Annotated in this window: 23 protein-coding genes; 20 read left to right on the top strand and 3 right to left on the bottom strand. The window is 73.2% G+C overall.

Annotated elements, in window-relative coordinates:
- Positions 1-11: 11 nt before the first annotated feature.
- The 3 genes from hisS to ACZ3YO_RS04895 all read left to right on the top strand — a co-directional run bounded on the left by hisS (position 12) and on the right by ACZ3YO_RS04895 (position 3,673).
- Complete coding sequence (gene hisS, locus ACZ3YO_RS04905) at positions 12-1,274, top strand: histidine--tRNA ligase (protein ID WP_465564888.1); 1,263 nt, start codon at positions 12-14, stop codon at positions 1,272-1,274.
- Positions 1,271-3,073 (top strand): aspartate--tRNA ligase, encoded by a 1,803-nt coding sequence (gene aspS, locus ACZ3YO_RS04900; protein ID WP_465564885.1) that lies wholly within the window; start codon positions 1,271-1,273, stop codon positions 3,071-3,073. Before hisS ends, aspS begins: the two co-directional genes overlap by 4 nt.
- A 93-nt stretch (positions 3,074-3,166) precedes the next feature.
- Complete coding sequence (locus ACZ3YO_RS04895) at positions 3,167-3,673, top strand: GNAT family N-acetyltransferase (protein WP_465564882.1); 507 nt, start codon at positions 3,167-3,169, stop codon at positions 3,671-3,673.
- Here ACZ3YO_RS04895 and ACZ3YO_RS04890 read toward each other — a convergent pair.
- Positions 3,670-4,611 carry a LysR family transcriptional regulator gene (locus ACZ3YO_RS04890; RefSeq protein ID WP_465564879.1) on the bottom strand — a complete coding sequence of 314 codons (942 nt, stop codon included), beginning with the start codon at positions 4,609-4,611 and terminating at the stop codon, positions 3,670-3,672. The genes ACZ3YO_RS04895 and ACZ3YO_RS04890 overlap by 4 nt on opposite strands.
- Before the next feature lie 210 nt (positions 4,612-4,821).
- On the opposite strand from ACZ3YO_RS04890, the gene ppk2 reads away from it, so the two are divergent.
- The 4 genes from ppk2 (at position 4,822) to rpsD (ending at position 8,735) form a co-directional block, all read left to right on the top strand.
- Positions 4,822-5,649 carry a polyphosphate kinase 2 gene (gene ppk2 / locus ACZ3YO_RS04885; protein WP_465564877.1) on the top strand — a complete coding sequence of 276 codons (828 nt, stop codon included), beginning with the start codon at positions 4,822-4,824 and terminating at the stop codon, positions 5,647-5,649.
- A 118-nt stretch (positions 5,650-5,767) separates the two neighbouring features.
- Positions 5,768-6,382 (top strand): antibiotic biosynthesis monooxygenase, encoded by a 615-nt coding sequence (locus tag ACZ3YO_RS04880; RefSeq protein ID WP_465564874.1) that lies wholly within the window; start codon positions 5,768-5,770, stop codon positions 6,380-6,382.
- Positions 6,383-6,430: 48 nt separating this feature from the next.
- Complete coding sequence (locus ACZ3YO_RS04875) at positions 6,431-7,780, top strand: replication-associated recombination protein A (RefSeq protein WP_465564872.1); 1,350 nt, start codon at positions 6,431-6,433, stop codon at positions 7,778-7,780.
- A gap of 340 nt (positions 7,781-8,120) precedes the next feature.
- Entirely contained in the window at positions 8,121-8,735 is a 615-nt protein-coding gene (gene rpsD, locus ACZ3YO_RS04870) for a 30S ribosomal protein S4 (RefSeq protein ID WP_063346792.1), read from the top strand.
- 228 nt (positions 8,736-8,963) lie between these two features.
- Here rpsD and ACZ3YO_RS04865 read toward each other — a convergent pair whose 3' ends face one another.
- Positions 8,964-9,284 carry a tetratricopeptide repeat protein gene (locus tag ACZ3YO_RS04865; RefSeq protein ID WP_465565232.1) on the bottom strand — a complete coding sequence of 107 codons (321 nt, stop codon included), beginning with the start codon at positions 9,282-9,284 and terminating at the stop codon, positions 8,964-8,966.
- A gap of 89 nt (positions 9,285-9,373) precedes the next feature.
- Positions 9,374-11,533, bottom strand: coding sequence for an ATP-binding protein (locus ACZ3YO_RS04860; protein WP_465564869.1), 2,160 nt, complete (start codon positions 11,531-11,533; stop codon positions 9,374-9,376).
- A 303-nt stretch (positions 11,534-11,836) separates the two neighbouring features.
- On the opposite strand from ACZ3YO_RS04860, the gene ACZ3YO_RS04855 reads away from it, so the two are divergent.
- The 13 genes from ACZ3YO_RS04855 to ACZ3YO_RS04795 all read left to right on the top strand — a co-directional run bounded on the left by ACZ3YO_RS04855 (position 11,837) and on the right by ACZ3YO_RS04795 (position 26,049).
- A complete protein-coding gene (locus ACZ3YO_RS04855) occupies positions 11,837-12,313 on the top strand; it encodes a DUF948 domain-containing protein (protein WP_396321671.1) in 477 nt (158 codons plus the stop codon).
- 4 nt (positions 12,314-12,317) lie between these two features.
- Positions 12,318-12,773 carry a DUF6167 family protein gene (locus ACZ3YO_RS04850; protein WP_465564866.1) on the top strand — a complete coding sequence of 152 codons (456 nt, stop codon included), beginning with the start codon at positions 12,318-12,320 and terminating at the stop codon, positions 12,771-12,773.
- A complete protein-coding gene (alaS, locus tag ACZ3YO_RS04845; protein ID WP_465564863.1) occupies positions 12,773-15,442 on the top strand; it encodes an alanine--tRNA ligase in 2,670 nt (889 codons plus the stop codon). Before ACZ3YO_RS04850 ends, alaS begins: the two co-directional genes overlap by 1 nt.
- Positions 15,442-15,933: a Holliday junction resolvase RuvX gene (ruvX, locus tag ACZ3YO_RS04840; protein ID WP_465564861.1), complete on the top strand. Its 492-nt coding sequence runs from the start codon at positions 15,442-15,444 to the stop codon at positions 15,931-15,933. The genes alaS and ruvX overlap by 1 nt, the downstream gene beginning before the upstream one ends.
- Before the next feature lie 90 nt (positions 15,934-16,023).
- Positions 16,024-17,334 carry an endolytic transglycosylase MltG gene (gene mltG / locus ACZ3YO_RS04835; RefSeq protein ID WP_465564858.1) on the top strand — a complete coding sequence of 437 codons (1,311 nt, stop codon included), beginning with the start codon at positions 16,024-16,026 and terminating at the stop codon, positions 17,332-17,334.
- A gap of 153 nt (positions 17,335-17,487) precedes the next feature.
- Entirely contained in the window at positions 17,488-19,533 is a 2,046-nt protein-coding gene (gene mltG, locus ACZ3YO_RS04830) for an endolytic transglycosylase MltG (protein ID WP_465564856.1), read from the top strand.
- A 34-nt stretch (positions 19,534-19,567) separates the two neighbouring features.
- Positions 19,568-20,398, top strand: coding sequence for a shikimate dehydrogenase (locus ACZ3YO_RS04825; protein ID WP_465564853.1), 831 nt, complete (start codon positions 19,568-19,570; stop codon positions 20,396-20,398).
- Between the two features lie 334 nt (positions 20,399-20,732).
- The gene (aroC, locus tag ACZ3YO_RS04820) at positions 20,733-21,917 is read left to right on the top strand and encodes a chorismate synthase (protein WP_396321663.1); all 1,185 of its coding nucleotides are present in this window, start codon (positions 20,733-20,735) and stop codon (positions 21,915-21,917) included.
- Positions 21,914-22,435: a shikimate kinase gene (locus ACZ3YO_RS04815; RefSeq protein WP_465544072.1), complete on the top strand. Its 522-nt coding sequence runs from the start codon at positions 21,914-21,916 to the stop codon at positions 22,433-22,435. Before aroC ends, ACZ3YO_RS04815 begins: the two co-directional genes overlap by 4 nt.
- Entirely contained in the window at positions 22,428-23,534 is a 1,107-nt protein-coding gene (aroB, locus tag ACZ3YO_RS04810) for a 3-dehydroquinate synthase (RefSeq protein WP_465564849.1), read from the top strand. Before ACZ3YO_RS04815 ends, aroB begins: the two co-directional genes overlap by 8 nt.
- A gap of 8 nt (positions 23,535-23,542) precedes the next feature.
- Positions 23,543-23,971 (top strand): type II 3-dehydroquinate dehydratase, encoded by a 429-nt coding sequence (gene aroQ, locus ACZ3YO_RS04805; RefSeq protein ID WP_465565229.1) that lies wholly within the window; start codon positions 23,543-23,545, stop codon positions 23,969-23,971.
- A 313-nt stretch (positions 23,972-24,284) separates the two neighbouring features.
- Positions 24,285-25,145, top strand: a complete 861-nt coding sequence (locus ACZ3YO_RS04800) for an AAA family ATPase (RefSeq protein ID WP_465565227.1) — start codon at positions 24,285-24,287, stop codon at positions 25,143-25,145.
- A gap of 94 nt (positions 25,146-25,239) precedes the next feature.
- The gene (locus ACZ3YO_RS04795) at positions 25,240-26,049 is read left to right on the top strand and encodes an Fpg/Nei family DNA glycosylase (RefSeq protein ID WP_465564847.1); all 810 of its coding nucleotides are present in this window, start codon (positions 25,240-25,242) and stop codon (positions 26,047-26,049) included.
- The last annotated feature ends 55 nt before the right edge of the window (positions 26,050-26,104 follow it).

Below are 26,104 nucleotides of genomic sequence, written 5' to 3'. Positions count from 1 at the left end.
CGGAAGAGAAGTTGAGCACCTTCACCGCCCCCAAGGGCACCTACGACCTGCTGCCCCCCAGCTCCGCGACCTTCCTGGCGATCCGCGAGCGCCTCAGCGCGCCGCTGCGCCGGGCCGGCTACGGCTACATCGAGACCCCGGTCTTCGAGGACGTCAAGCTGTTCTCCCGCGGTGTCGGCGAGTCGACGGACATCGTCACCAAGGAGATGTTCTCGCTCACCAAGCGCGGCAAGGAGGACCTCGCGCTGCGCCCCGAGGGCACCGCGTCGGTGGTCCGCGCCACCCTGCAGGCCAACCTGCACAAGCTGGGCAACCTGCCGGTCAAGCTCTGGTACTCCGGCTCCTTCTACCGCTACGAGCGCCCGCAGGCCGGCCGCTACCGCCAGTTCGCCCAGGTCGGCGCCGAGGCGATCGGCGCGGAGGACCCGGCGCTGGACGCCGAGCTGATCATCCTGGCCGACGACGCCTTCCGCTCGCTGGGCCTCGCCGACTACTCGCTGCTGATCAACAGCCTCGGCGACAAGCAGTGCCGGCCGCTCTACCGCGCCGCGCTGATCGAGTTCCTGGCCGGCCTGGACCTCGACGAGGACACCCGCCGCCGCGCCGAGATCAACCCGCTGCGGGTGCTGGACGACAAGCGCGACTCCGTCCAGGCTCAGCTGACCGACGCCCCCAGGCTGCGCGACTACCTCTGCGAGGAGTGCAAGGCCTACGACGAGAAGGTCCGCGAGCTGCTCACCGCCGCCGGCGTGCCCTTCACCGACGACCCCAAGCTGGTCCGCGGGCTGGACTACTACACCCGCACCACCTTCGAGTTCGTGCACAACGGCCTCGGCGCGCAGTCCGCGATCGGCGGCGGCGGCCGCTACGACGGCCTCTCCGAGATGCTCGGCGGCCCGGCGCTGCCGTCCGTCGGCTGGGGCCTGGGCGTCGACCGCACCTACCTGGCGATGGAGGCCGAGGGCGTCGTCCTCGACCTGCCCTCCACCACCTCCGTCTACGCCGTCGCCCTGAGCGACGAAGCGAAGAACGTCCTCTTCGCCAAGGTGGTCGAGCTGCGCCGCGAGGGCGTCGCCACCGACCTCGCCTTCGGCGTCAAGGGCATCAAGAACGCGATGAAGTCCGCGGACCGTTCCGGCGCCCGCTTCGCCATGCTCGCCGGTGACCGGGACCTCGCCGACGGCGTCGTCCAGCTCAAGGACCTGACCACCGGCGAGCAGAACCCCGTCGCCCTCGACGCACTCGTCACCACCCTGAAGGAGAAGCAGCTGTGATCCGCACGCACGACGCGGGCACGCTCCGCCCGGAGCACGCAGGCACCACCGTCACCCTGGCCGGCTGGGTCGCCCGCCGCCGCGACCACGGCGGCGTGGCCTTCATCGACCTGCGCGACGCCTCCGGCACCGTGCAGATCGTGGTCCGCGACCTCGACTCGGTGCACGGCCTGCGCGCCGAGTACTGCGTCAAGGTCGTCGGCGACGTCCGGGTGCGCCCCGAGGGCAACGAGAACCCGGACATCCCGACCGGCGCCGTCGAGGTCGTCGTCAGCGAGATCGAGGTGCTCTCCGAGGCCGCCCCGCTGCCCTTCCCGGTCGCCGAGTACGAGCCCGGCACGGTCAACGAGGAGGTCCGGCTCCGCTACCGCTACCTGGACCTGCGCCGTGAGGGCCCGGCCAAGGGCCTGCGGCTGCGCTCGAAGGTCAACAACATCATCCGCCGGGTGATGGAGGAGAACGACTACCTCGACATCGAGACGCCGTACCTCACCCGCTCCACCCCCGAGGGCGCCCGCGACTTCCTCGTCCCGGTCCGCCTCCAGCCCGGCCACTGGTACGCGCTGCCGCAGTCGCCCCAGCTGTTCAAGCAGCTGCTGATGGTGGCCGGCATGGAGCGGTACTACCAGATCGCCCGCTGCTTCCGCGACGAGGACTTCCGCGCCGACCGGCAGCCGGAGTTCACCCAGCTGGACATCGAGGCCTCGTTCGTCGACCAGGAGGACGTCCTGGCCCTCGGCGAGAAGATCGTCGGCTCGATCTGGCGCGAGGTGCACGGGTACGAGATCCCGAACCCGCTGCCCCGGATGACCTACGCGGACGCCATGGCCCGCTACGGCTCCGACAAGCCGGACGTCCGCTTCGGCCAGGAACTCACCGACCTCACCGAGTACTTCAAGGGCACCGAGTTCCGCGTCTTCCAGGCCCCGTACGTCGGCGCCGTGGTCATGCCCGGCGGCGCCTCGCAGCCGCGCAAGGCGCTCGACGCCTGGCAGGACTGGGCCAAGGCGCGCGGCGCCCGCGGCCTCGCCTACGTCGTCATCGACGCCGAGACCGGCGAGCTGCGCGGCCCCGTCGCCAAGAACCTCTCCGCCGAGCACCTGGCCGGCCTGGCCGCCGCCGCCGGCGCCAAGAACGGTGACGCGATCTTCTTCGCGGCCGGCAAGCAGCGCCCCTCGCAGGAGCTGCTCGGCGCCGCCCGCCTGGAGATCGGCCGCCGCTGCGAGCTGATCGACGAGTCCCAGTGGGCCTTCCTCTGGGTCGTCGACTTCCCGATGTTCGAGCCGATCGAGGACGACAAGGGCGAGTTCCAGGGCTGGCACGCGGTGCACCACCCCTTCACCGCCCCGACCGCCGAGTCGCTCGCCACCTTCGACACCGACCCGGGCTCGGCGCTCTCCAACGCCTACGACCTGGTCCTCAACGGCTCGGAGCTGGGCGGCGGTTCGATCCGTATCCACCAGCGGGACGTGCAGAAGCGGGCGTTCGACGCGATCGGCCTCTCCGAGGAGGAGGCGGCCTCGCAGTTCGGCTTCCTGCTGGACGCCTTCAACTACGGCCCGCCGCCGCACGGTGGCGTCGCCTTCGGCCTCGACCGGATCGTCACGCTGCTCGGCGGGTACGACACCATCCGGGACGTCATCGCGTTCCCGAAGACGTCCACCGGCGGCGACCCGCTGACCGGCGCCCCCACGCCGATCACCCCGGCGCAGCGCCGCGAGGCCGGCGTCGACGCCCAGCCGAAGGTCCGCGAGGACGCGAAGGCCGACGCCAAGTCCGAGGCCCAGCCCAAGGCCTGACGTCCCATCGGCTAACCTTTCACGGCCCCGGACGGCGCACCTGCCGTCCGGGGCCGGTCCACAACGGTGTGCGACGGAGAGAGGCTTCCCCCCATGAAGGTCAGCACCAGAGTCGAGTGTCCGGACGACGCGCCCGCCACCAGACGGGTCCACATGGCCGCGTTCCCCGGCCCTGACGAGGCCGACCTGGTGGACGCGCTGCGCCGCGACCCCGCCTGGCTGCCCGGCCTGTCGCTGGTCGCGGTGGACGAGGCCGGCCTGGTCGTCGGCCATGCGCTGCTCACCCGGCTGTGGGTCGGCGACGGCCCGGGCCTGGCGCTCGCGCCGGTCGCGGTCGCGCCGGAGTGGCAGCGCAAGGGCGTCGGCGAGCTGGTCGTCCGGGCCGCGCTGGCCGCCGCCGAGGTGGCGGGCGAGAAGCTCGTCGTGGTGCTCGGCGACCCGGGCTACTACGGCCGGTTCGGCTTCCTGCCGGCCCGGCAGCACGAGGTCACCGGCCCGTTCGAGGTGCCGGAGGCCTACTTCCAGGCGCTCGCCCTGCCCGCGTACGACGACGGCCCGCGTGGGCTCTGCCGCTACCCGGAGCCGTTCGAGGCCGTCTAGGGCGCCCGGTCGGCGCCGTTCCTGCGGGCGGGACTCCCGCCCGGCGGGGGGCCGACCGTCGCCCGGCAGCTCTGCACGAACGCGGCCATCGCCTGGGTCAGTTCCCGCTCCTTCGGCCAGTACAGCCCGACCAGGCTGGGGCTCAGTCCCCGCACCGGCCGGTACGCGACGTCCTCCCGCGCCGCCAGCCGGCTCATCGTCTCCGGGGCGAAGCCGATGCCCTGGCCGCACACCACCGCGGCCAGCCATTCGTCGGTGTTGTGCGCCACCGCGCCGATCCGCACCGGCCGCCCGTCCCGCTCCCGGACCGCGAGCCAGTAGTCGCGCCAGTGCCCGGCCTCGTGCGGTATCGCCACGAAGGGCTCGTCCAGCAGCTCCTCGAAGTCGATCACTGCCCGCCCGGCCAGCCGGTGTCCGGCCGGCAGCGCCGCGCACCGCGGCTCCTCGCCCAGCACCGCGACGTTGTAGTGCTCGGACATCGACGGCGGGGCGTGCCAGAGCGTCAGGTCGATCTCCCCGGTGGCCAGCCCCGAGGTGGGGTCGAACCAGTTGTTCTGCCGCAGCTCCACCTGCCAGCCGGGCATCCGCCGGGTGAAGTCCGCCACGGTGCTCCGGGTCATCACGTTGATCGTGCCGCCCTCGAAGCCCACCCGCAGCGTCGAGCCCTGCTCGGCCGCCGCCGCCCTGGTGGCGCGCAGCGCGTCGTCCCAGTCCGCCAGCATCGGGCCAGCGCGCTCGGCCAGGGCCCGGCCCGCCGGGGTCGGTGCCATGCCCCGGCGGGACCGCTCGAACAGCTCCACCCCGAGCAGCGCCTCCAGCTGGCGGATCTGCTTGGTCAGCGTCGGCTGGGAGACGAACAGCCGGGCCGCGGCGGCGGTCAGCTGCCCCTCCTCGCAGACCGCGGCGAAGCTGCGCAGCAGTCGGGTGTCCACATCCATGCCCCAAGGTTATGGAACGGGATATTGGACCGGCCCGGCAGGTCTGGGACAAGGTTGATCACTCGGCCCTCGGGCCGGCCCACGGGGGAGTCCGGCAGCGGCGGTTCAGGGGGCCGCCGCTGCCGCTGCCGTTTTGCCCCCGGCCTGCGGACACGGGGCGCAGCGCCTACGGTGAGTGGTCATCAGCACTCTCCGGACGGAGGCACCCAGGTGGCAGCCAGGCCCGAGCGTGACCGAGCCCGCCCTCCGGAGCGACTGCCGAGGAAGCCGTACGAGCGGGAGCTGCTGCGGCTCCAGAACGAACTCGTGAAGCTCCAGGAGTGGGTGCGCGCCGAGGGCGCCCGGCTGGTGGTCGTCTTCGAGGGGCGCGACGCGGCCGGCAAGGGCGGCGCGATCAAGCGGGTGACGGAGTATCTGAACCCGCGCATCGCCCGGGTCGTGGCGCTGCCCGCCCCCACCGAACGCCAGCGCGGCCAGTGGTACTTCCAGCGGTACGTCGAGCAGCTGCCGGCCGCCGGGGAGATCGTGCTGTTCGACCGCAGCTGGTACAACCGGGCCGGGGTCGAGCGGGTGATGGGCTTCTGCACGGACGAGGAGTACTGGCAGTTCCTGCACCAGTGCCCGATGTTCGAGCGGATGCTGACCGAGGCCGGCATCCTGCTGCGAAAGTACTGGTTCTCGGTCAGCGACACGGAGCAGCAACTGCGCTTCCGGGGCCGGCTGGAGGACCCGATGAAGCGCTGGAAGCTCTCACCGATGGACGTCGAGTCGATCACCCGCTGGGAGGACTACTCGCGGGCCAAGGACGAGATGTTCGTCCACACCGACATCCCGGACTCGCCGTGGAACGTCGTGGAGAGCGACGACAAGCGGCGGGCCCGGATCAACATGATCGCCCACCTGCTCTCCACCCTCCCGTACCGCGAGGTGACCCCGCCCCGGATCGAGCTGCCGCTCCGCCCGCGCCCCCGGGGCTACCAGCGGCCGCCGCGCGACCTGCAGAAGTACGTGCCGGACCACGCGGCGGGGATCGGATAGCGCCTCCTCCGAACGGCCCCGCGGCGTTGCCGTCGGCGGTCCCGGAGCGTGCGATGGACGTGCCCGTGAACGCGCGGACGCCCGCCGCGGCGCCCGCCGGACGTCAGGAGACCCGCCCATGTTCGTTCGCACCGTCTACGCGACCGGTGACCCGGCCAGGCTCGACCGGACCCTCGAGGGGCTGCGCGCCGAGGCGGTCGGCCTGCTGTCCGCGCAGCCCGGCTACCGGGGCTACGGCCTGTTCGCCAACCGGGAACTCGGCATCATCACCATGGGTTCCTGGTGGGAGAGCGAGCAGGCGGAACGGGACAGCGACGCGCAGCTGCGCGGGCGGCGCGCGGAGCTGCTGGCGCCGTTCGGGGGGACGGCCACCCAGGAGCACTGGGAGGCCGTGGTCGCCGCCCGGCCCGCCCAGGCCGCCCCGGGCGCCTGGTTCCGGCTGACCAAGTTCGACCTCGGCCGGGCGCAGGCCGACCAGGTGGCCGCCGCGTTCCGCGAGGGGGCGCTGCCCGCGATGCAGCGCATCGACGGGTTCCTCGGCGGCTCCATGCTGATCAACTCCGAGGACGAGCGCGGTGCGGTCGGTCTTCTCTTCGCCGACAAGGCCGCCCTGGTGGCCTCCCGCGGCCCGGTCGCGGAGGCCCGGACGCGGGCCGTGGCCGCCGGCGGCGCCGTCCTGCAGTCACTGGAGGAGTTCGAGGCCATCCTGCTGGACCTTCCGCAGCAGCCGTAGCGGTCACGGCCGGGCGGGCCTGTCGGCGCCCTCGCATAGGCTTCCGGTGTGGACGAACCGGACCTCTTCACCGCCGCCGCCGAGGAACGCCAGGCCAAGGAGCCCGGACGGGCCCCGCTCGCCGTACGGATGCGTCCGCGCACCCTGGACGAGGTGGCCGGGCAGCGGCAGCTGCTGAAGCCCGGCTCACCGCTGCGCCGCCTCGTGGCCGGCTCGCGCGGGCCGGCGGCCACCAGCTCGGTGATCCTCTGGGGCCCGCCCGGCACCGGCAAGACCACGCTCGCGCACGTGATCAGCCAGGCCGTCGAGGGGCGTTTCGTCGAGCTGTCGGCGATCACCGCGGGCGTCAAGGAGGTCCGCGCGGTCATCGAGGGCGCACGCCGGGCGGTCGGCATGAGCGGCAAGGAGACGGTGCTCTTCCTGGACGAGATCCACCGCTTCTCCAAGGCCCAGCAGGACTCGCTGCTGCCCGCGGTGGAGAACCGCTGGGTCACCCTGATCGCCGCGACCACGGAGAACCCGTACTTCTCGGTGATCTCCCCGCTGCTGTCGCGCTCGCTGCTGCTCACCCTGGAGTCGCTGACCGACGAGGACATCCGCGCCCTGCTGCGCCGCGCGGTGACCGACGAGCGTGGCCTGGAGGGCGCGCTGGAGCTGTCCGGGGAGGCGGAGGACCACCTCGTCCGCCTGGCCGGCGGGGACGCCCGGCGGGCGCTGACCACGCTGGAGGCGGCGGCGGGGGCGGCGCTGGAGAAGGGCGAGGCGACCATCACCCTGGCCACCACCGAGACGGCGGTCAACCAGGCGGCCGTCCGGTACGACAAGGACGGCGACCAGCACTACGACGTCGCCAGCGCGCTGATCAAGTCGATCCGGGGCAGCGACGTCGACGCCACCCTGCACTACCTGGCCCGGATGATCGAGGCGGGGGAGGACCCGAGGTTCATCGCCCGGCGGCTGATGATCTCGGCCAGCGAGGACGTCGGCCTGGCCGACCCGACCGCGCTGACCACGGCGGTGGCGGCGGCCCAGGCGGTGGCGCTGATCGGCTTCCCGGAGGCGCGGATCATCCTCTCCCAGGCGGCGATCGCACTGGCGCTCGCGCCCAAGTCCAACGCGGCCTACCTGGCGATCGACGCGGCGCTGACGGACGTCCGGCAGGGCCTGGCCGGCGCGGTGCCGCCGCACCTGCGGGACGCGCACTACGGCGGCGCCGGCAAGCTCGGGCACGGCCAGGGCTACCAGTACCCGCACGATCTTCCGGAGGGCATCGCGGCGCAGCAGTACGCGCCGGACGCGGTGCACGGCAAGGCGTACTACCAGCCGACCCGGCACGGCGGGGAGGCCCGGTACGCGGACATCGTGGAGTGGACCAGGGGCCGGCTCAGGGGCGAGTGACGGGTGGGGAACCCGCCGCGAAAGCTGCGGGTATACTCGTGCGGAGTGCCGTGTCCCGGGACGGCGGCAGGGGAGACCCTGACCGACCGGCCGCACCAGCGGGGCACCGGCGGTAGACCCCTCGCGGGGTCTTCAGGAGCGTCGCGCACCGTTTCGGTGTCGCGTGCAGCCCACCAACCCCGGTTCGGTGGGCCACTCGTGTGCAAGCACTTCCGTGCCCGGCCTCGGAGAACGGCTGACCACACTGCCCGTGGGCGGTGCGGTTTTCCTCCGGACCGCGACGAGCGACCTCCGTCAACACCTGGTGAAGCCGTATTCGTAAGCAAGGAAGGTTTGGTTCATGGCGAACCAGAAGCGTCCCAAGGTCAAGATCGCGCGTGCGCTCGGCGTGCCGCTGACCCCGAAGTCCGTCAAGTACTTCGAGGCCCGCCCGTACCCGCCCGGCCAGCACGGCCGTGGCCGCAAGCAGAACTCGGACTACAAGGTCCGTCTGCTCGAGAAGCAGCGTCTGCGCGCCCAGTACGACCTGAGCGAGAAGCAGATGGCGCGCGCGTTCGACCGCGCCAAGAAGGCCGAGGGCAAGACCGGTGAGGCGCTCGTCGCCGAGCTGGAGACCCGTCTGGACTCCCTGGTGCTGCGTTCGGGCATTGCCCGCACCATCTACCAGGCCCGCCAGATGGTCGTCCACGGCCACATCGAGGTCAACGGCGGCAAGGTCAACAAGCCGTCGTACCAGATGAAGCCGGGCTTCGTGGTGACTGTGCGCGAGCGCAGCAAGGAGAAGGTCCCGTTCCAGGTCGCCCGTGAGGGTGGCTACGCGGGCGAGGGCCAGACCCCGAAGTACCTCGAGGTCAACCTGAAGGCCCTGGCCTTCCGCCTGGACCGTGCGCCGCAGCGCAAGGAGGTCCCGGTGATCTGTGACGAGCAGCTCGTCGTCGAGTACTACTCGCGCTGACCCGCGAGCGGTACGCCTGCCGTACCCAGCGAGCCCCCGCCGCCTTTCGAGGCGGCGGGGGCTCGCCCCTTTGCTGTGACTCGCCCGCTCGCCTCCGGGTGCTCGGACCCGGCGCCGACGCTCATCGCTCCCGCGCTCCCTCCCGCGTCGGTCGCTTCCTCGGCCTCTCGCTTTCGGCACCGGTGCGCCCCTTGGCCCGGGGCGGGACCGGGCTGCTCAGATGTCCTCTCAGATGTCCTCGCCGGTCATCGCGGCGGCCAGCCGCAGGTGCGGGCGGGCCTCCTCGGGACGGCCCTGGCGCTCCAGCGTCCGGCCGAGCATCAGCCGGGCGTAGTCCTCGGCCGGGGCGGCGTCGAGGATGCGCCGCAGCTCCGCCTCGGCCCGGGAGAGCTGGGCCGAGTGGTAGTAGCTGCGGGCCAGCAGCAGCCGGACCGCGAGGTTGGCCGGCTCCTCGGCGAGGACGCCCTCCAGCATGCGGGCGGCGTCGGAGTAGGCCTTGGACTCGAAGTGGAACTTCGCGAGGCGGTACTCGTCGGCGGCGGTGTGGATGGCCACGACTGCTCCTTCCGGGTCTGCTCGGCGCCGGTACCGGTGCGCCGGTGCCGAGTGGTGCTGCCCGGTTGAGCAATGGACAAGTTTCAACTATTCCTGACCGGTGACGGGCGGGGCGCCGGCGGCACCGGGAAGGGGCCGGGCAGCGGCCCCGGGCCGTCCGTCCGGCCGTCGCCGCCGAGGGCGAGGTGGACGGCGGCGTCGAGGTCCAGCCGGGTGCCGCAGTCGAACCAGTCGGTGAACTCCTGCGCGGTCAGGCCGGCCCTGGCCCGCTCCTCGCACTCCCGGTGCGGGCCGTTGAAGGTGCGCGAGCCGAAGAACGGCTTGCCCACGGCCTGCCAGATGCGGTGCGCGGCGCCCTGCAGCACCCGGGCCTCGCGCAGGTCGCCCGGCTCACCCGGGCCGGCCGGCTCGGTCTCCAGCAGCGCCAGCAGGTCGATCGCCAGCACGATGCCGAGCAGGTCGCGGAAGAGGTGGTTGAGCCGGACGCTCTCCCGGGCCTGCGCGCGGGCCGGCCGGATCTCGCCGTTCAGCCAGTGCGAGTACGCCAGCGCGTACAGCCCGTACGCGTACGCCCACTGCTCGCCGTGCTCCTCGCAGTGCTCGCGAACCTGGCCGAGCCAGAGGTCGCCGCTCTCCTGGTCGCCCTGGAAGAGGTACGCGATGCCCAGCTCGAACATGGCCATCAGGACGTTGCTGTTCAGCTCGCCGATGGTCCGGTAGTGCCAGAGCGCCTCCTCGAACAGCTCGGCGGCGCGGGCCGGTTCGTCGCCGATCAGCGCCGCGCAGCCCTGCCGGTGGACGGCGTAGGCGAGCGCCCGGTCGTCGCCGGTGTCCAGCGCCTGACGGCGGCACTCCTCCAGGGCGGGGCGGGCGGAGGCCAGGTCGCCCTGGAGGGTGGCCATGTAGCCGGTGACCCAGAGCGCCTTGGCGCGGGCCTCGGTCGGCTGGGGGGCGAGGGCGAGCGCGCGGTCCAGCCAGTGCCGGCCTTCGCCGAGGTGGCCGCAGCCGACCCAGTAGAACCAGAGCGTGCCGGCCAGCAGGAGGGCGAGCTGCTCCTCGCCCGGTTCGGCGAGGCAGAACTCCAGCGCCGCACGGAGGTTGGGGTGGGCGAGCCCGGTCCGCTCGGCGGTCTCGGCCTGCCGGGGGCCGAACCACTCGACCTCGCCCCAGGTGGCCACGCCCAGGTACCAGTCGCGGTGGCGGCGCAGCAGCCGCTGCTCCTCGCCGGCGGCGCGCAGCCAGTGCCCGCCGTACTCGCGCAGCGTGTCCAGCAGCCGGAAGCGGACGCCGACGGCGCTCTCCGCGCCGGTCCGGCCGGGAGGTGCCCCCAGTCGCATGACCACCGACTTGTTGATCAGCTCGGTCAGCAGGTCGAGCAGCCCGTCCGGTTCGAGGCCCTCGCCGGCGCAGACGTACTCGGCGGCCTCCAGGTCGAAGCTGCCGGCGAAGACCGAGAGGCGGGCCCAGAGTAAACGTTCCTGCACCGTGCAGAGCTCGTGGCTCCAGCCGATCGTCGTCCGCAGCGTCTGATGGCGCGGCAGCGCCGTTCTGGACCCGCCGGTGAGCAGCCGGAAGCGGTCGTCCAGCCGGGCGCTGATCTGCTCCACCGACAGCGCGCGCAGCCGGCCGGCCGCCAGCTCCACGGCCAGCGGGATGCCGTCCAGCCGGCGGCAGAGCTGGGCGATCCCCTCGGCGGTGGCCGGGGTGATCTCGAAGGACGGCAGCACCGCCCGCGCCCGGTCGGCGAACAGCCGCACCGCGTCCGGCAGCACGCCGGGGCGGACGGCGCCGACCGGCAGCGGCGCCAGCGTCAGCAGGTGCTCGCCCGAGGCGCGCAGCGCCTCCCGGCTGGTGGCCAGCACCCGCAGGCCCGGCACCGCCCGCAGCAGCGTGTCGGCCAGCTCGGCGCAGGGCTGCACCAGGTGCTCGCAGCCGTCCAGCACGATCAGCAGCCGACGCCCGGCCAGCTGCTCGGTCAGGACGTCCAGGGGCGCCCGAGCGGTGCCGTCGGTCAGCCGCAGCGCCTCCAGCACCGCGTGGCCGAGCAGCAGCGGGTCCTGCACCGAGGCCACCTCCACCAGCCAGGTGCCGTCCGGGAAGGCGCCGGCCGCCCGGGCCGCCGCGCGCACCGCCAGCCGGCTCTTGCCCACCCCGCCCGGCCCGGTCACCGTCACCAGCCGGGAGGCGGTCAGCAGCCCGGCCAGGGCGGTCAGCTCCTCCTGCCGCCCGACGAAACTGGTCACCTCCGCGGGCAGCCGGCCGGGTGCCGGTGTCCGCCGCGCCGCCGTCCCTCTCGGCTCCGCTGTCGAGTCGCCGGCCAACCGATGCTCCCGGGTCCGGGCCCGGACCCTCACGGCCCGGACGTCGCTCGGACCGCCCTGGCGACGGCCCGCCCGGTGGAACGAGGTGACCAGCCGGAGGTTACGCGGACGGCTCGCACACCCGACCGGATCGCGGGAGCCCGACGGGCGACAACCCGGTCGGGAAACCCGGCGTCGGCGCGATAGGGTTCCCTCGGAGAACAGCAAGGCGAGGGAGCGCACAAGGTGTCCGTGGGAGAGCTGGCCGGGTTGCTCGTCGCCGTCTTCTGGGCGGTCCTGGTCACCCTGCTCGCCGTCGTCCTCGTCCGGCTCTCGCGGGTGCTCAAGGAGGCCACCGTCCTGGTCTCCGCCGTCACCGAACAGGCCGTGCCGCTGCTGACCGACGCGGGCGCCGCCGTGCGCAGCGCCAACGAGCAGCTGGAGCGGGTGGACGAGATCACCGCCAACGTGCAGGACGCCGCCGCCAACGCCAATGCGCTCTCCTCCACCGTCGCGGCCACCCTGGGCGGGCCGCTGGTCAAGGTCGCGGCCTTCAGCTACGGCGTCCGCAAGGCCGTCGCCAAGCAGAACGGCACCCTGACGCTGCCCACCCAGCCGGGCGAGCGCGAGGAGCTGGCCCGGCTGATCCGGGCCGAGGTGCGCGCCGCGACGGCGCCCAGGAGCGGCCTGCTCGCCCGGGTCCGGCGTGCGGTGAGGGGCTGACGGCATGGTGCGACGCATCTTCTGGATGGCGGTCGGCGCCGGCGCCACCGTCTGGGCCATGAACAAGGCCAACGAGGCCGTCCACCGGCTCACCCCGGACAGCCTCTCCGGCACCGCCGCGCGCGGTGCGCTGCACCTGGGCGACGCGGCGAAGCGCTTCGCGCAGGACGTGAAGGCCGGCATGGCCGAGCGCGAGGAGCAGCTGCGCGAGGACCTCGGACTGGACGGCACCGCCGTCGTCGAGCCCCGCCGCCGCGGGGCCGCCGGGCTTCCCGGGAAGCGCTCCGGGCTGCCCCCCTCGCGCGAGCCCCAGTACCGAGCTATCTCGGCGGCGCCCGGCAGCCCGGCCGCCGCCCTGCCTCCGTCCAGCAGTGCCCGCAACACCCCCGAAGCCGTCGAAAAGACGCCCCGCCGCGCGCTGCCGCAGCCGGGCGGTACCCCGAACCGGAAGGACCACTAATGGAGTCGGCAGAGATCCGCCGCCGCTGGCTGCGCTTCTTCGAGGAGCGCGGCCACACCGTCGTTCCGTCGGCGTCCCTGGTCGCCGACGACCCCACCCTGCTGCTGGTCAACGCCGGCATGGTGCCCTTCAAGCCGTACTTCCTGGGCGAGGTCAAGCCGCAGTTCTCGCGCGCCACCAGCGTCCAGAAGTGCGTGCGCACCCTGGACATCGAGGAGGTCGGGAAGACCACCCGGCACGGCTCCTTCTTCCAGATGTGCGGCAACTTCTCCTTCGGTGACTACTTCAAGGAAGGAGCCATCAAGTTCGCCTGGGAGCTGCTCACCACCCCCGTCGCGGACGGTGGCTACGGCCTGGAGAAGGAGAAGCTCTGGATCACCGTCTACAAGGACGACGACGAGGCCGAGCAGATCTGGCGGGACGTCATCGGCGTGCCGTCCGAGCGCATCCAGCGCCTCGGCATGAAGGACAACTTCTGGTCGATGGGCGTCCCCGGCCCGTGCGGCCCGTGCTCGGAGATCAACTACGACCGCGGCCCCGCGTACGGCGAGGAGGGCGGCCCGGCCGTCAACGGCGAGCGCTACCTGGAGATCTGGAACCTGGTCTTCATGCAGTACGAGCGCGGCCACGGTGACGGCAAGGACGGTTTCGAGATCCTCGGCGACCTGCCGAGCAAGAACATCGACACCGGCCTCGGCCTGGAGCGCCTCGCCGCCATCCTCCAGGGCGTCGACAACCTCTTCGAGATCGACACCAGCCGGATGATCCTCGACCGCGCCGCCGAGCTGACCGGCCACACCTACGGCGCCGACCACAAGTCGGACGTCTCGCTGCGCGTGGTCACCGACCACATCCGCACCGCGCTGATGCTCATCGGCGACGGCGTCACCCCCGGCAACGAGGGCCGCGGCTACGTGCTGCGCCGCATCCTGCGCCGCGCCATCCGCAACATGCGCCTGCTGGGCGCCACCGGCGTGGTCGCCAAGGACCTGACGGACACCGCCATCAAGGCGATGGCCCCGCAGTACCCGGAGCTGGAGACCGACCGCAAGCGGATCGAGACGGTCGTCGCCGGCGAGGAGGCGGCCTTCCTGCAGACCCTGAAGGCCGGCACCAGCCTGCTGGACACCGCCGTCACCGAGACCAAGCAGGCCGGCGGCGCGGTGCTCTCCGGCGAGCAGGCGTTCAAGCTGCACGACACCTACGGCTTCCCGATCGACCTCACCCTGGAGATGGCCGAGGAGCAGGGCCTCCAGGTGGACGAGGCCGGCTTCCGCCGGCTCATGCAAGAGCAGCGGGACCGCGCCAAGGCGGACGCCAAGGCCAAGAAGATGGGCCACGCCGACGTCGCCGCGTACCGCGAGGTCGCCGACAAGTCCGGCGCCAGCGTCTTCACCGGCTACAAGCTCACCGAGGGTGAGGCCACCGTCGTCGGCCTGCTGGTGGACGGCCTCCCGGCGCCGGCCGCGAGCGAGGGCGACGAGGTCGAGATCATCCTCGACCGCACCCCGTTCTACGCCGAGGGCGGCGGCCAGCTCGCCGACCACGGCCGGATCCGGCTGGACTCCGGCGCCGTGGTGGAGATCCGCGACGTGCAGCAGCCCGTTCCGGGCGTCATCGTGCACTCCGGCGGCGTGCTGTTCGGCGAGGTCGTGCTCGGCGCCTCCGCGTACGCCACCATCGACGTGGACCGCCGCCGGGCGATCGCCCGCGCCCACTCGGCCACCCACCTGACCCACCAGGCGCTGCGCGACGCGCTCGGCCCGACGGCCGCCCAGGCCGGCTCCGAGAACGCCCCCGGCCGCTTCCGCTTCGACTTCGGCTCGCCCGCCGCCGTGCCCGGCACCGTGCTGGTCGACGTCGAGCAGAAGATCAACGACGTGCTCACCCGCGAGCTGGACGTCACCGCCGAGGTCATGACGATGGACCAGGCCCGCAAGGCCGGCGCCATCGCCATGTTCGGCGAGAAGTACGGCGACGAGGTCCGGGTCGTCACCATCGGCGACTTCTCCAAGGAGCTCTGCGGCGGCACGCACGTCGGCAACACCGCCCAGCTGGGCCTGGTGAAGCTGCTCGGCGAGTCCTCGATCGGCTCCGGCGTGCGCCGTGTCGAGGCGCTGGTCGGCGTGGACGCGTACAAGTTCCTGGCCCGTGAGCACACCGTGGTCTCCCAGCTGACCGAGCTGGTCAAGGGCCGCCCGGAGGAGCTGCCGGAGAAGATCTCGGGCATGCTCGCCAAGCTCAAGGACGCCGAGAAGGAGATCGAGCGCTTCCGTGCGGAGAAGGTCCTTGCCGCCGCGGCGGGCCTGGCCGACGCGGCCGAGGACGTGCAGGGCATCGCCGTGGTGGCCGCCCAGGTCGCCGACGGCACCGGCGCGGACGAGCTGCGCAAGCTGGTCCTGGACGTGCGCGGCCGCCTCGGCGCGCGCCCGGCCGTCGTCGCCGCCTTCACCGTGGCCAACGACCGCCCGCTGACCGTGATCGCGACCAACGAGGACGCCCGCGGGCGCGGCATCAAGGCCGGCGAGCTGGTCCGGGTCGCCGCCAAGACCCTCGGCGGCGGCGGTGGTGGCAAGGACGACGTCGCCCAGGGCGGCGGCTCCAACCCGGGCGCGGTCGGCGAGGCCATCGCCGCGGTGCGCGGCCTGGTCGCGGAGCGCGCCAACTGATGGTCGACGAACCCCAGGCGGAACGGCCCCCCTTCCGGCGGGGGCGGCGGATCGCCGTCGACGTCGGTGACGCCCGGATCGGGGTCGCGTCCTGCGACCCCGACGGGGTGCTCGCCACGCCGGTGGAGACCGTCCCCGCCGGGGTGAAGTCGCAGGCCAGGATCGCCGCGATCGCCGAGGAGTACGACGCGATCGAGGTGATCGTCGGGCTGCCGCGCTCGCTCAGCGGCAAGGAGGGCCCGGCGGCCGAGAAGGTCCGGGCCTACGCCACCCGGCTGGCCAACCGGCTCTACCCGGTGCCGGTGCGGCTGGTCGACGAGCGGATGTCCACCGTCGCCGCGACCCACGGCCTGCGGGCCTCCGGGGTCAAGGCGAAGAAGGGCCGCTCGGTGGTCGACCAGGCCGCCGCGGTGGTGATCCTGCAGACCGCCCTTGAGTCCGAACGGGTGAGCGGGCGGCCGCCGGGCGAGAGCGTCGAGGCGGTCGGCTGATCGGTCTGGTCTAACGTCCCGGTGAGGGGCCCGTGCGGACGCGTCCGCACGGGCCCCTCGCTCCGTTTCCGGGACCGCCGAGGGGGCGCAATGACCGACCTGGACTTCACCCCGGGGCTCACGCCCGGCCACCTCGGTGCGCCGGTGATGGAACCGGAGGGCCGCGCGCCGGGCACGCCCCGGCCCCGCCCCGATGCACCCGATCCACACCGCCGGCGCAACGGCCTGGCGTGCGGGCTGACCGCGCTCGCCCTCGTCGCCGTCTTCGGCGGCATCGGCCTGACCGGTTACACCTGGCTGCGGGGGCAGCAGAAGCCGCCGGCCGCAGCCGACTTCGCGGGGGCGGGCAGCGGCCAGGTCCAGGTCTCGGTGCCCGAGGGCGCCGGGCTCTCCCAGATCGCCGCCGCGCTGGTGCGCAACGGCGTGGTGGCCAGCTCGCTCGCCTTCACTCGGGCGGCGAAGGGGAGCGCGGCCGCCGCGGGGCGGATCCAGCCGGGCACGTACACGCTGAAGCAGAAGATGTCGGCGGCCGCGGCGCTGGCGATCCTGGTCGACCCCGCCAACGCCAACGGCCTGACCATCCCCGAGGGGTGGCGCGGCAACCAGATCTACGCGGCGATCGACAAGAAGCTGGACCTGCCCGCGGGCACCGCCCAGAAGGCGGCCCAGGAGCAGGCCGGCGAGCTGGGCCTGCCGGAGTTCGCCAAGGGCAGCCCCGAGGGGTACCTCTTCCCCGCGACCTACAGCGTGACCGACGGCACCACTGCGGTGGACCTGCTGAAACAGATGGTCGAGCGGGCCGGCAAGGAGTTCGCCAGGGACGACGCGGACGTCGTCGCGCAGAATCTCGGGCAGAGCCTGTACGGGCTGGTCACCATCGCCAGCATGGTCCAGGGCGAGGCGGACAACACCGAGGACATGGCCAAGGTGGCCCGGGTCATCTACAACCGGCTGGCCAAGAACATGCCGCTGCAGCTGGACTCCACGATCAACTACGCGCTCGGCCGCTCGACCCTGAACACCACGGTCGGCGAGACCAAGCTGGACTCGCCGTACAACACCTACCTGCACGCCGGCCTGCCGCCGACGCCGATCGGCAACCCGGGGCGGCAGGCGATCATGGCGGCCGTCGATCCGGCGCAGGGGGACTGGCTCTACTTCGTCACCGTGAAGCCGGGGGACACCCGGTTCACCGACAGCTTCGAGGTGCAGCAGCGGAACGTGGCGGAGTTCAATGCCAACAACGCGGCCAAGGCGAGCGGGTCGGCGTCTGCGTCGGCCTCCCCGGGGAGTGCGTCCGCGGAGGCTTCGGGGGCATCGGGGAGTGCGTCTGCGGAGGCTTCGGGGGCATCGGGGAGTGGTTCTGCGGAGGCCTCGCCGGTTGCGCCGGGCGGGCACTGACCGAGGCGTCGACCCTGCCGGTGACCGGTCTGCGGTACGGTAACGTCTCCCTCCAGGCGATGCAGTAGCACGCCGGTTCGAGAAACAACCGGGACGCCGTCCCGGGACGGCCGGTCCGATCCTCCGGCCGTCTCCGTCGGTGTAAGGGGATCAATGACCGATCTGGGTCGGGGCTACGGCCCCCAGGGCTCCGAGCCGTGGCACCCCGGTGATCCCGCGTACGGAGGCCAGCAGCCGGTCCCCGGCCAGCAGGACGGCCAGTGGCAGCAGCAGCCGCAGGCTCAGCAGCCCCAGCAGTACGGCGGTGGCCAGCAGGGGTACCCGCAGCAGATGCAGCAGCCGGCTCAGCAGGGGTACCCGCAGCAGGGCTACCCGGCCGAGTACGCGCAGCAGCAGCCGCAGCAGCAGTACGGCGGGCAGCAGTTCCCGCAGGGGCAGCAGCAGCCGCAGTACGGCGGCGGCCAGCAGGGCTACCCGCAGCAGGGCGGCCAGGTGCCGGGCGGCGGCCAGGGCTTCCCCGGGCCGCAGGGCTACCAGGACCAGCAGGGCTACCAGGACCAGCACGGGTACCAGGGTCAGCAGGGATTCCCGGGCCAGGCGGGCCAGCAGGGTCAGCAGGGATTCCCGGGGCAGCAGCAGAACCCCCAGGGGTTCCAGGGCCAGCAGCAGGGCTACCCGCAGCAGGTGCCCCAGCCGGGCGCGGGTCAGCAGGGCATGCCCCAGCAGCAGATGCCCGGTCAGCCCGGCGCCGGTCAGCCCGGTCAGCCCGGCGTCGGCGGGCCTGGTGTCGGCCGGCCCGGTGCGGGTCAGCCCGGTGGGCCCGGTGCGGGTCAGCCCGGTGCGGTCTCGCAGCCGGGTGGGCGCGCGGCCCGGCGGCAGCAGCAGGCTGCGGCCCCGGCCGGCCCCGGTGCCGACGGCATCGACTGGGAGGCCGAGGCCGCCGCACTGGAGGCCGGCGGCCACCCGGCCGAGGCGGAGCCCGAGGCGGCCGAAGACGAGTGGGACGGCCACCAGGACGACTACGCCGGCAGCGGCGAGGACGAGAACGGCGGCTTCCTCGGCGAGGAGGACAACTCCCGCGAGGGCAAGAAGAAGCGCAAGGAGAAGGGCAAGAAGTCCGGGCGCCGTAACGGTGGCGCCTGCCTGGTGGTCGCGCTGGTGCTGCTCGGCGTGGCCGGCGGCGCCGGCTGGTGGGGCTACGGCTTCTACCAGGACCACTTCGGCCCGCCCCCGGACTTCCAGGGCGAGGGCACCAGCAGCGTGCAGGTCGAGATCAAGAAGGGCTCGACCGGTGGTCAGATGGGCATGACCCTGAAGGCCGCCGGCGTGGTCAAGAGCGTCGAGGCGTACACCCAGGCCTGCGACAAAGAGCCCAAGTGCACGACCATTCCGTACGGCTTCTACGCGCTGAAGAAGGAGATGTCGGCCTCGGCCGCCCTCCAGGCCCTGCTCGAGCAGAACGGTGGCGCCGCGCTGGTGCTGCCCGAGGGCCTGAACTCCACCGAGGTCTACACCAAGATCGACGACAAGCTGAAGCTGCCGAAGGGCACCACGGCGGACGTCGCCAAGGCGCAGGTGGCCAACCTCGGCCTGCCGGCGTACGCGAACGGCAACATCGAGGGCTTCCTCTGGCCGACCCGGTACAACATCGCCGAGGGCATGAAGCCCGAGGACCTCCTCAAGCAGATGGTGAAGAACGCCACCGAGAAGTACCAGGGCCTGGACGCCCAGGCTTCCGCCGCAGGGCTGAAGAACGGCTACGAGGTGGTCATCGAGGCGAGCATCCTGCAGCGCGAGGGCAACAATCCGCCCGACTTCGCCAAGATGGCCAGGACCATCCAGAACCGTCTCGCGGCCGACGGCGAGATCAAGCACCGCCTGGGCATGGACACCACGCTCCAGTACTCGCTCGGCCGCAAGGTACTCGACAAGAAGGACATCGACGACGCGTCCAACAAGTACAACACCTACATCAACCCGGGTCTCCCGCCCGGGCCGATCTCCAACCCCGGCGAGGACGCGATCAACGCGGTGACCCACCCGGCGGACGGAAAGTGGTTGTACTTCATCGCGATGGACGCGACGCACACCCTCTTCGCGGAGACGGACAAGGAGCACGCGGCCAACGTCGAGCAGTACTGCAAGGCGGCCGGCCAGGGCTTCGACAAGGTGCGCGTCCACTGCACCACCGCCAAGTAACCCGCGCGGGTAACTCGCCTACGGAGAAGCAGCGTTGACCAGCAAGCACCGGGCAGCCGTTCTCGGCTCGCCGATCGCCCACTCGCTCTCGCCGGACCTGCACCGGGCCGCCTTCGCGGCGCTCGGGCTGGACGGCTGGCGCTACGACCGGTTCGAGGTGGACGAGGCCGGGCTGCCCGGCTTCCTCGCCGGGCTGGACGAGGCGGAGTGGACGGGCCTGTCGCTCACCATGCCGCTGAAGCGGGCGGTCATCCCGCTGCTCGACGAGGTGAGCGCGACGGCTCGCTCGGTCGAGGCGGTGAACACGGTGGTGTTCACCGCCGACGGGCGGCGCACCGGGGACAACACCGACATTCCCGGGCTGGTCAACGCGCTGCGCGAGCGCGGCATCACCGAGGTGCCGGGCGCGGCGGTGCTCGGGGCCGGGGCGACCGCCTCCTCGGCGCTGGCAGCACTGGCCCAGATCTGCACCGGTGAGGTGACCGTCTACGTGCGCAGCCCCGAGCGGGCCCGGGAGATGGCCGAGCTGGGCGAGCGGCTGGGCGTCGCCGTCCGGACGGCCGACTGGGAGCGCGGCGCCGAGGCGCTGGCCCAGCCGCTCACCGTCTCCACCACGCCGGTCGGCGCGACCGACGCCTTCGCCGCCGGGCTGCCGGCCGCGCCCGGTGCGCTGTTCGACGTGTTGTACCACCCGTGGCCGACCGCGCTGGCCGCCGCCTGCGCCGAGCGCGGTGCGACCGTGCTGGGCGGGCTGGACCTGCTGGTGCACCAGGCGGTGCTGCAGAGCGAGCGCTTCACCGGCCGGACGCCCGGCCCGCTGGCCGCCGTCCGGGCGGCGGGCGAGGCGGCGCTCGCCGCGCGCTGACGCGGGCGGGGTGGTCCGGGCGGGCGCTGCTGGAGGCGGGGTGGTCCGGGCGGGCGCCGACGCGGGCGGGGTGGCCCGGCGGGTGCTGTTGCGGCGCGTCCTGCCGCGCCGGCACGACGTGCCGTGGCGCGGGATGCACGTGTGGCATTTCGTGCCACTGCGGCAGGTCCGGCCACCGGTCGCGGGTCGTTGCGTCCGTCGGTTGGCCGGTTGCTGTCCGTCACCCGGACTCTGCTCCCGGGTGCGCCCGGGGCATGAAAGGATTCAGGGACAAAGGCACGCCCGGGCGGGTCACGGCTGCACCCGTGGCCGGTCCGCTGATGAAGGAGCTCCGTTGGGTACGTTGCGCTGGCTGACGGCGGGGGAGTCGCACGGCCCCGCACTCGTCGCGACGCTGGAGGGCCTGCCCGCCGGTGTACCGGTCACCACCGCCGTGGTGGCCGACGCGCTGGCGCGCCGCCGGCTCGGCTACGGTCGCGGCGCACGGATGAAGTTCGAGCAGGACGAGGTCACCTTCCTCGGCGGTGTGCGCCACGGCGAGACCATGGGCAGCCCGGTGGCGATCATGGTCGGCAACACCGAGTGGCCGAAGTGGGAGCAGGTCATGTCGGCCGACCCGGTCGACCCCGAGGTGTTGGCCGGCCTCGCCCGCAACGAGGCGCTGACCCGCCCGCGCCCCGGCCACGCCGACCTCGCCGGCATGCAGAAGTACTCGATCGACGAGGCCCGCCCGATCCTCGAGCGCGCCAGCGCCCGTGAGACGGCCGCCCGGGTCGCGCTCGGCGCCGTCGCCCGCGCGTACCTGAAGGAGACCTGCGGCATCGAGATCGTCAGCCACGTGGTCGAGCTGGCCGCCGCCAAGGCCCCGGCCGGCGTGCTGCCGCTGCCCTCCGACGAGGCGCGCCTCGACGAGGACCCGGTGCGCTGCCTGGACGCCGACGCGTCGAAGGCGATGGTCGCCGAGATCGACCAGGCCCACAAGGACGGCGACACCCTGGGCGGTGTGGTCGAGGTGCTGGCCTACGGCGTGCCGGTCGGCCTCGGCTCGCACGTGCACTGGGACCGCCGGCTGGACGCCCGCCTCGCCGCCGCGCTGATGGGCATTCAGGCGATCAAGGGCGTCGAGGTCGGCGACGGCTTCGACCTGGCCCGGGTGCCCGGCTCCCAGGCCCACGACGAGATCGTGCCGACCGCCGACGGCATCAAGCGCACCTCCGGCCGCTCGGGCGGCACCGAGGGCGGCCTGACCACCGGCGAGCTGCTGCGCGTGCGCGCCGCGATGAAGCCGATCGCGACCGTCCCGCGCGCCCTGCAGACCCTGGACGTGCGCACCGGCGAGCCGGCCAAGGCCCACCACCAGCGCTCCGACGTCTGTGCCGTGCCGGCCGCGGGCATCGTCGCCGAGGCGATGGTCGCCCTGGTGCTGGCCGACGCGGTGAGCGAGAAGTTCGGCGGCGACCACGTCTCCGAGACCCGCCGCAACGTCCAGGGCTACCTGGACAACCTGATCGTCCGATGACCACGCCACTGGTGGTGCTGGTCGGCCCGCCCGGCAGTGGCAAGTCCACGGTCGGGCGGGCGCTCGCCGAGCGCCTCGGCGTCGGGTTCCGGGACACCGACGCCGACATCGAGCAGCTGGCCGGCAAGCCGATCCCGGAGATCTTCATCGACGAGGGCGAGCCGCACTTCCGCGAGCTGGAGGCGAGCGCCGTGCGCGCCGCCACCGGGACCCACGACGGCGTGCTCGCGCTCGGCGGCGGCGCCGTCATGGCCGAGGCCACCCGCGCGCTCCTGCACGAGCTGCCGGTGGTCTTCCTGGAGGTCCCGCTGGCCGACGCGGTCAAGCGGGTCGGCCTGGACGCCCCCCGCCCGCTGCTGGCCGTCAACCCGCGGGCCCGCTGGCGCGAGCTGATGGAGGCCCGCCGCCCCCTCTACCTGGAGGTGGCCACCGCCGTCGTCGACACCGCCGGCCGTACGCCCGGACAGGTCGCGGACGCCGTACTGGAAGCACTGGAGCTGAAGACCCCTCATGAGTGACACCGTCACGATCCACGTCGGCGGCAGCGCCGGCCACGACCCGTACGACGTGCTGGTCGGGCACCAGCTGCTGGGCGAGCTGGCGCCGCTGATCGGACCCCCCGGTATCGGGACAAGGGGGGCCAAGCGGGTCGCGCTCATCCACCCGGAGGCGCTGGCCGCCACCGCCGACGCGATCCGCGAGGACCTGCTCGGCGAGGGCTACGAGGCGATCGTCCTGCAGGTGCCCAACGCCGAGGACGCGAAGAGCGTCGAGGTCGCCGCGTACTGCTGGTCGGTGCTCGGCCAGACCGGGTTCACCCGCAGCGACGTGATCGTCGGCCTCGGTGGCGGCGCCACCACCGACCTGGCCGGCTTCGTGGCCGCGACCTGGCTGCGCGGGGTCCGCTGGATCTCGATGCCCACCACGCTGCTCGGCATGGTCGACGCGGCCGTCGGCGGCAAGACCGGCATCAACATCGCCGAGGGCAAGAACATGGTCGGCGCCTTCCATCCGCCGGTGGGCGTGCTGGCCGACCTCGACACCCTGGAGACGGTGCCGAAGCACGACTACGTCTCCGGCCTCGCCGAGGTCGTCAAGTGCGGCTTCATCGCCGACCCGGCCATCCTCGACCTGATCGAGGCCGACCCGGAGGGCGCCAAGACCCCGGCCGGGCCGCACACCGTCGAGCTGATCCGCCGCGCCATCCAGGTCAAGGCCGACGTGGTCTCCGGGGACCTCAAGGAGGCCGGCAAGCGCGAGATCCTCAACTACGGCCACACCCTCGGCCACGCCATCGAGCGCAACGAGCGGTACAAGTGGCGGCACGGCGCCGCGATCTCCATCGGCATGGTCTTCGCCGCCGAACTCGGCCGCCTGGCCGGCCGGCTGGACGACGAGACGGCCGACCGGCACCGCACCGTGCTGGCCTCGGTCGGCCTGCCGCTGAGCTACCGCGCGGACGCCTGGCCGAAGCTGCTGGACGCCATGAAGATCGACAAGAAGTCGCGCGGCGACCTGATCCGCTTCATCGTCCTGGACGGTCTCGGCAAGACCTCCGTCCTGGAGGGCCCTGACCCGTCGCTGCTGGTCGCCGCCTACGCGGAGGTCTCCTCGTGACCCGGGTGATGGTGCTCAACGGCCCCAACCTCGGCCGGCTCGGCAGCCGCGAACCGGACGTCTACGGCGCCACCTCGTACGCCGGGCTGGTCGAGCGCTGCACCGTGCTCGGCAAGGAGTTCGGCTTCGAGGTCGAAGTCCACGAGACCAACTCCGAGCAGCAGATGGTGGAGTGGCTGCACGAGGCGGCCGACGGCCGGGTGCCCGTGGTCATCAACCCGGGCGCCTTCACCCACTACTCGTACGCGATGCGCGACGCCGCCGCCCAGCGGACCGCGCCGCTGATCGAGGTGCACATCTCCAACCCGTACGCCCGGGAGGTCTTCCGGCACACCTCGGTGATCGCCGCGGTCGCCTCCGGGACGATCGCCGGGTTCGGCCTCGGCTCGTACGAACTGGCGCTGCGCGCGCTCGCGGAGCAGCTCACCACACGTTGAGGCGGGGGCGGCCGCCCTCGTCAGCGGCCCGGCGGCGGACTGTGCCCGCTGCCGGGCCGACGTGTAGTGTCCCGCTGGAGGAAGTCGGGAGGTGACCGTGACGCAGTACGCCGGGGGTGGGCACGTCCCCCCACGTCCCGTCGCCCCACCGGTCCCGCCGTACCCCGGCACCGCGACCGCCGCGGCGTCGCCGGCCCCGCCGCAACCGGCAGGCGCGGTGGCGCAGGGCGCGCCCCGGGCGCCCCAGGCCGTGTCTGGACCATCGGTGGCCCCGCAGCCTTCGCCGGTGGCTCCTCAGTCTTCGCCGGCCGGGGTGCAGTCTGCGCCGGTGGCTCCGCAGTCGGTGGTGCCCTTGCCGGTCGCACCGCAGGCCGCGGGCCGGCCCCCGTACGGTGGGCATCCGGCCGTCCCGCCGACCGGTCCGGCGCCGGTGCCGCCGGGCGCGCCCGTGCCGCCGCCCGGTCCGATGGCACCCGCGGCACCGGTCGTCCCCGCAGCCCCTGCTCATTCCGCCTCTCAGCCCCCGGCGCCCGTGCCCGCCGGGTCCACCGGGCACTTCCTGCTGCCCTCCGGCGCGCCCGTCCAGCTCCCGGCGCACCCGCAGCCGCACGCGCCCACCGGGCCGCTCGCCGTGCTGCTGATCGGCCCCGCCGGTGCCGGCAAGACGACCGTCGCCCGGCACTGGGCCGAGCGCCGGCCCACGCCGACCGCGCACATCAGCCTGGACGACGTGCGCGAGTGGGTGCAGTCCGGCTTCGCCAACCCGCAGTCCGGCTGGAACAACGCCTCCGAGGCGCAGTACCGGCTGGCCCGCCGCACCTGTGGCTTCGCCTGCCGCAACTACCTCGCCAACGGCATCTCGTGCATCATCGACGACGCCGTCTTCCCGGACCGCCCGGCGATCGGCCTCGGCGGCTGGAAGCGCCACATCGGGCCCGGCATGATCCCGGTCGTGCTGCTGCCCAGCCTGGACTCGGTGCTCAGCCGCAACGCCCGGCGCAGCGGCAACCGGCGGCTCAGCGACGAGGAGGTGGCCCGGATCCACGGGCGGATGGCCGGCTGGTACAACTCCGGGCTGCCGATCATCGACAACTCGCACCTGGACGTCGCCGCCACCGCCGCCGAGCTGGACCGGGTGATCCTGGCACGGCTGATGGGCATCCCGGTCCGCTGAGCCGCCTGGCCCCGGGCCCGCGCCCGGCCGGGCTGTCGGTGCCGGCTGCGATGATGGACGCGTCCTGTCGAACCACCCGGGGGAGCTGACGCCCGTGCCGGAAGGCCACATCATCCACCGCCTCGCCGCCGAGAACGCCAGGGCCTTCGGCGGCCGACCCGTCCGGGCCAGCAGCCCGCAGGGCCGGTTCGCCGACAGCGCCAACCTGGTCGACGGCCAGGTGCTGACGGGTGCCGAGGCCACCGGCAAGCACCTCTTCCTCGGCTTCGAGGGCGGCTCCTGGGTGCACATCCACCTCGGCCTGTACGGCGGGTTCACCTTCGGCGAGGGCCCGGCGCCCGAGCCGGTCGGCCTGGTCCGGCTGCGCCTGGAGAACGACGACTCCTATGCGGACCTGCGCGGCCCCAACACCTGCGCGCTGATCACCGGCGCCGAGAAGGCCGCCGTCGCGAACCGGCTCGGGCCCGACCCGCTGCGCGCGGACGCCGACCCGGAGCCGGCCTGGCGGCGGATATCCGGCAGCCGGACGACGGTCGCCGCGCTGCTGATGGACCAGAAGGTGCTGGCCGGCGTGGGCAACGTCTACCGTGCCGAGGTGCTGTTCCGGCACGGCATCAACCCGCACCGGGCCGGTCGCGACCTCACCCGCGCCGAGTGGGACGCGATCTGGGCCGACCTCGTCGCCCTGATGCACGAGGGCGTCGGCGCGGGCCGGATCGACACCGTCCGCCCCGAGCACACCCCCGAGGCGATGGGCCGTCCGCCCCGGGTGGACGACCACGGCGGCGAGGTCTACGTGTACCGCCGCGCCGCGATGCCCTGCCTGGTCTGCGGCACCGACGTCCGGACCGAGGAGCACGCCGCCCGGAACCTCTTCTGGTGCCCGACCTGCCAGCAGGCCTGAGGACCGCCCGGCCGGCGGGCCGACCAGGTCCGGGCGGTCCCCCGGCCGGCCGATC

The organism is Kitasatospora sp. NPDC022785, assembly GCF_055561295.1.
The sequence above is the reverse complement of the archived record's forward strand: the minus strand, read 5'-3'. Positions and strand labels throughout refer to the sequence as shown.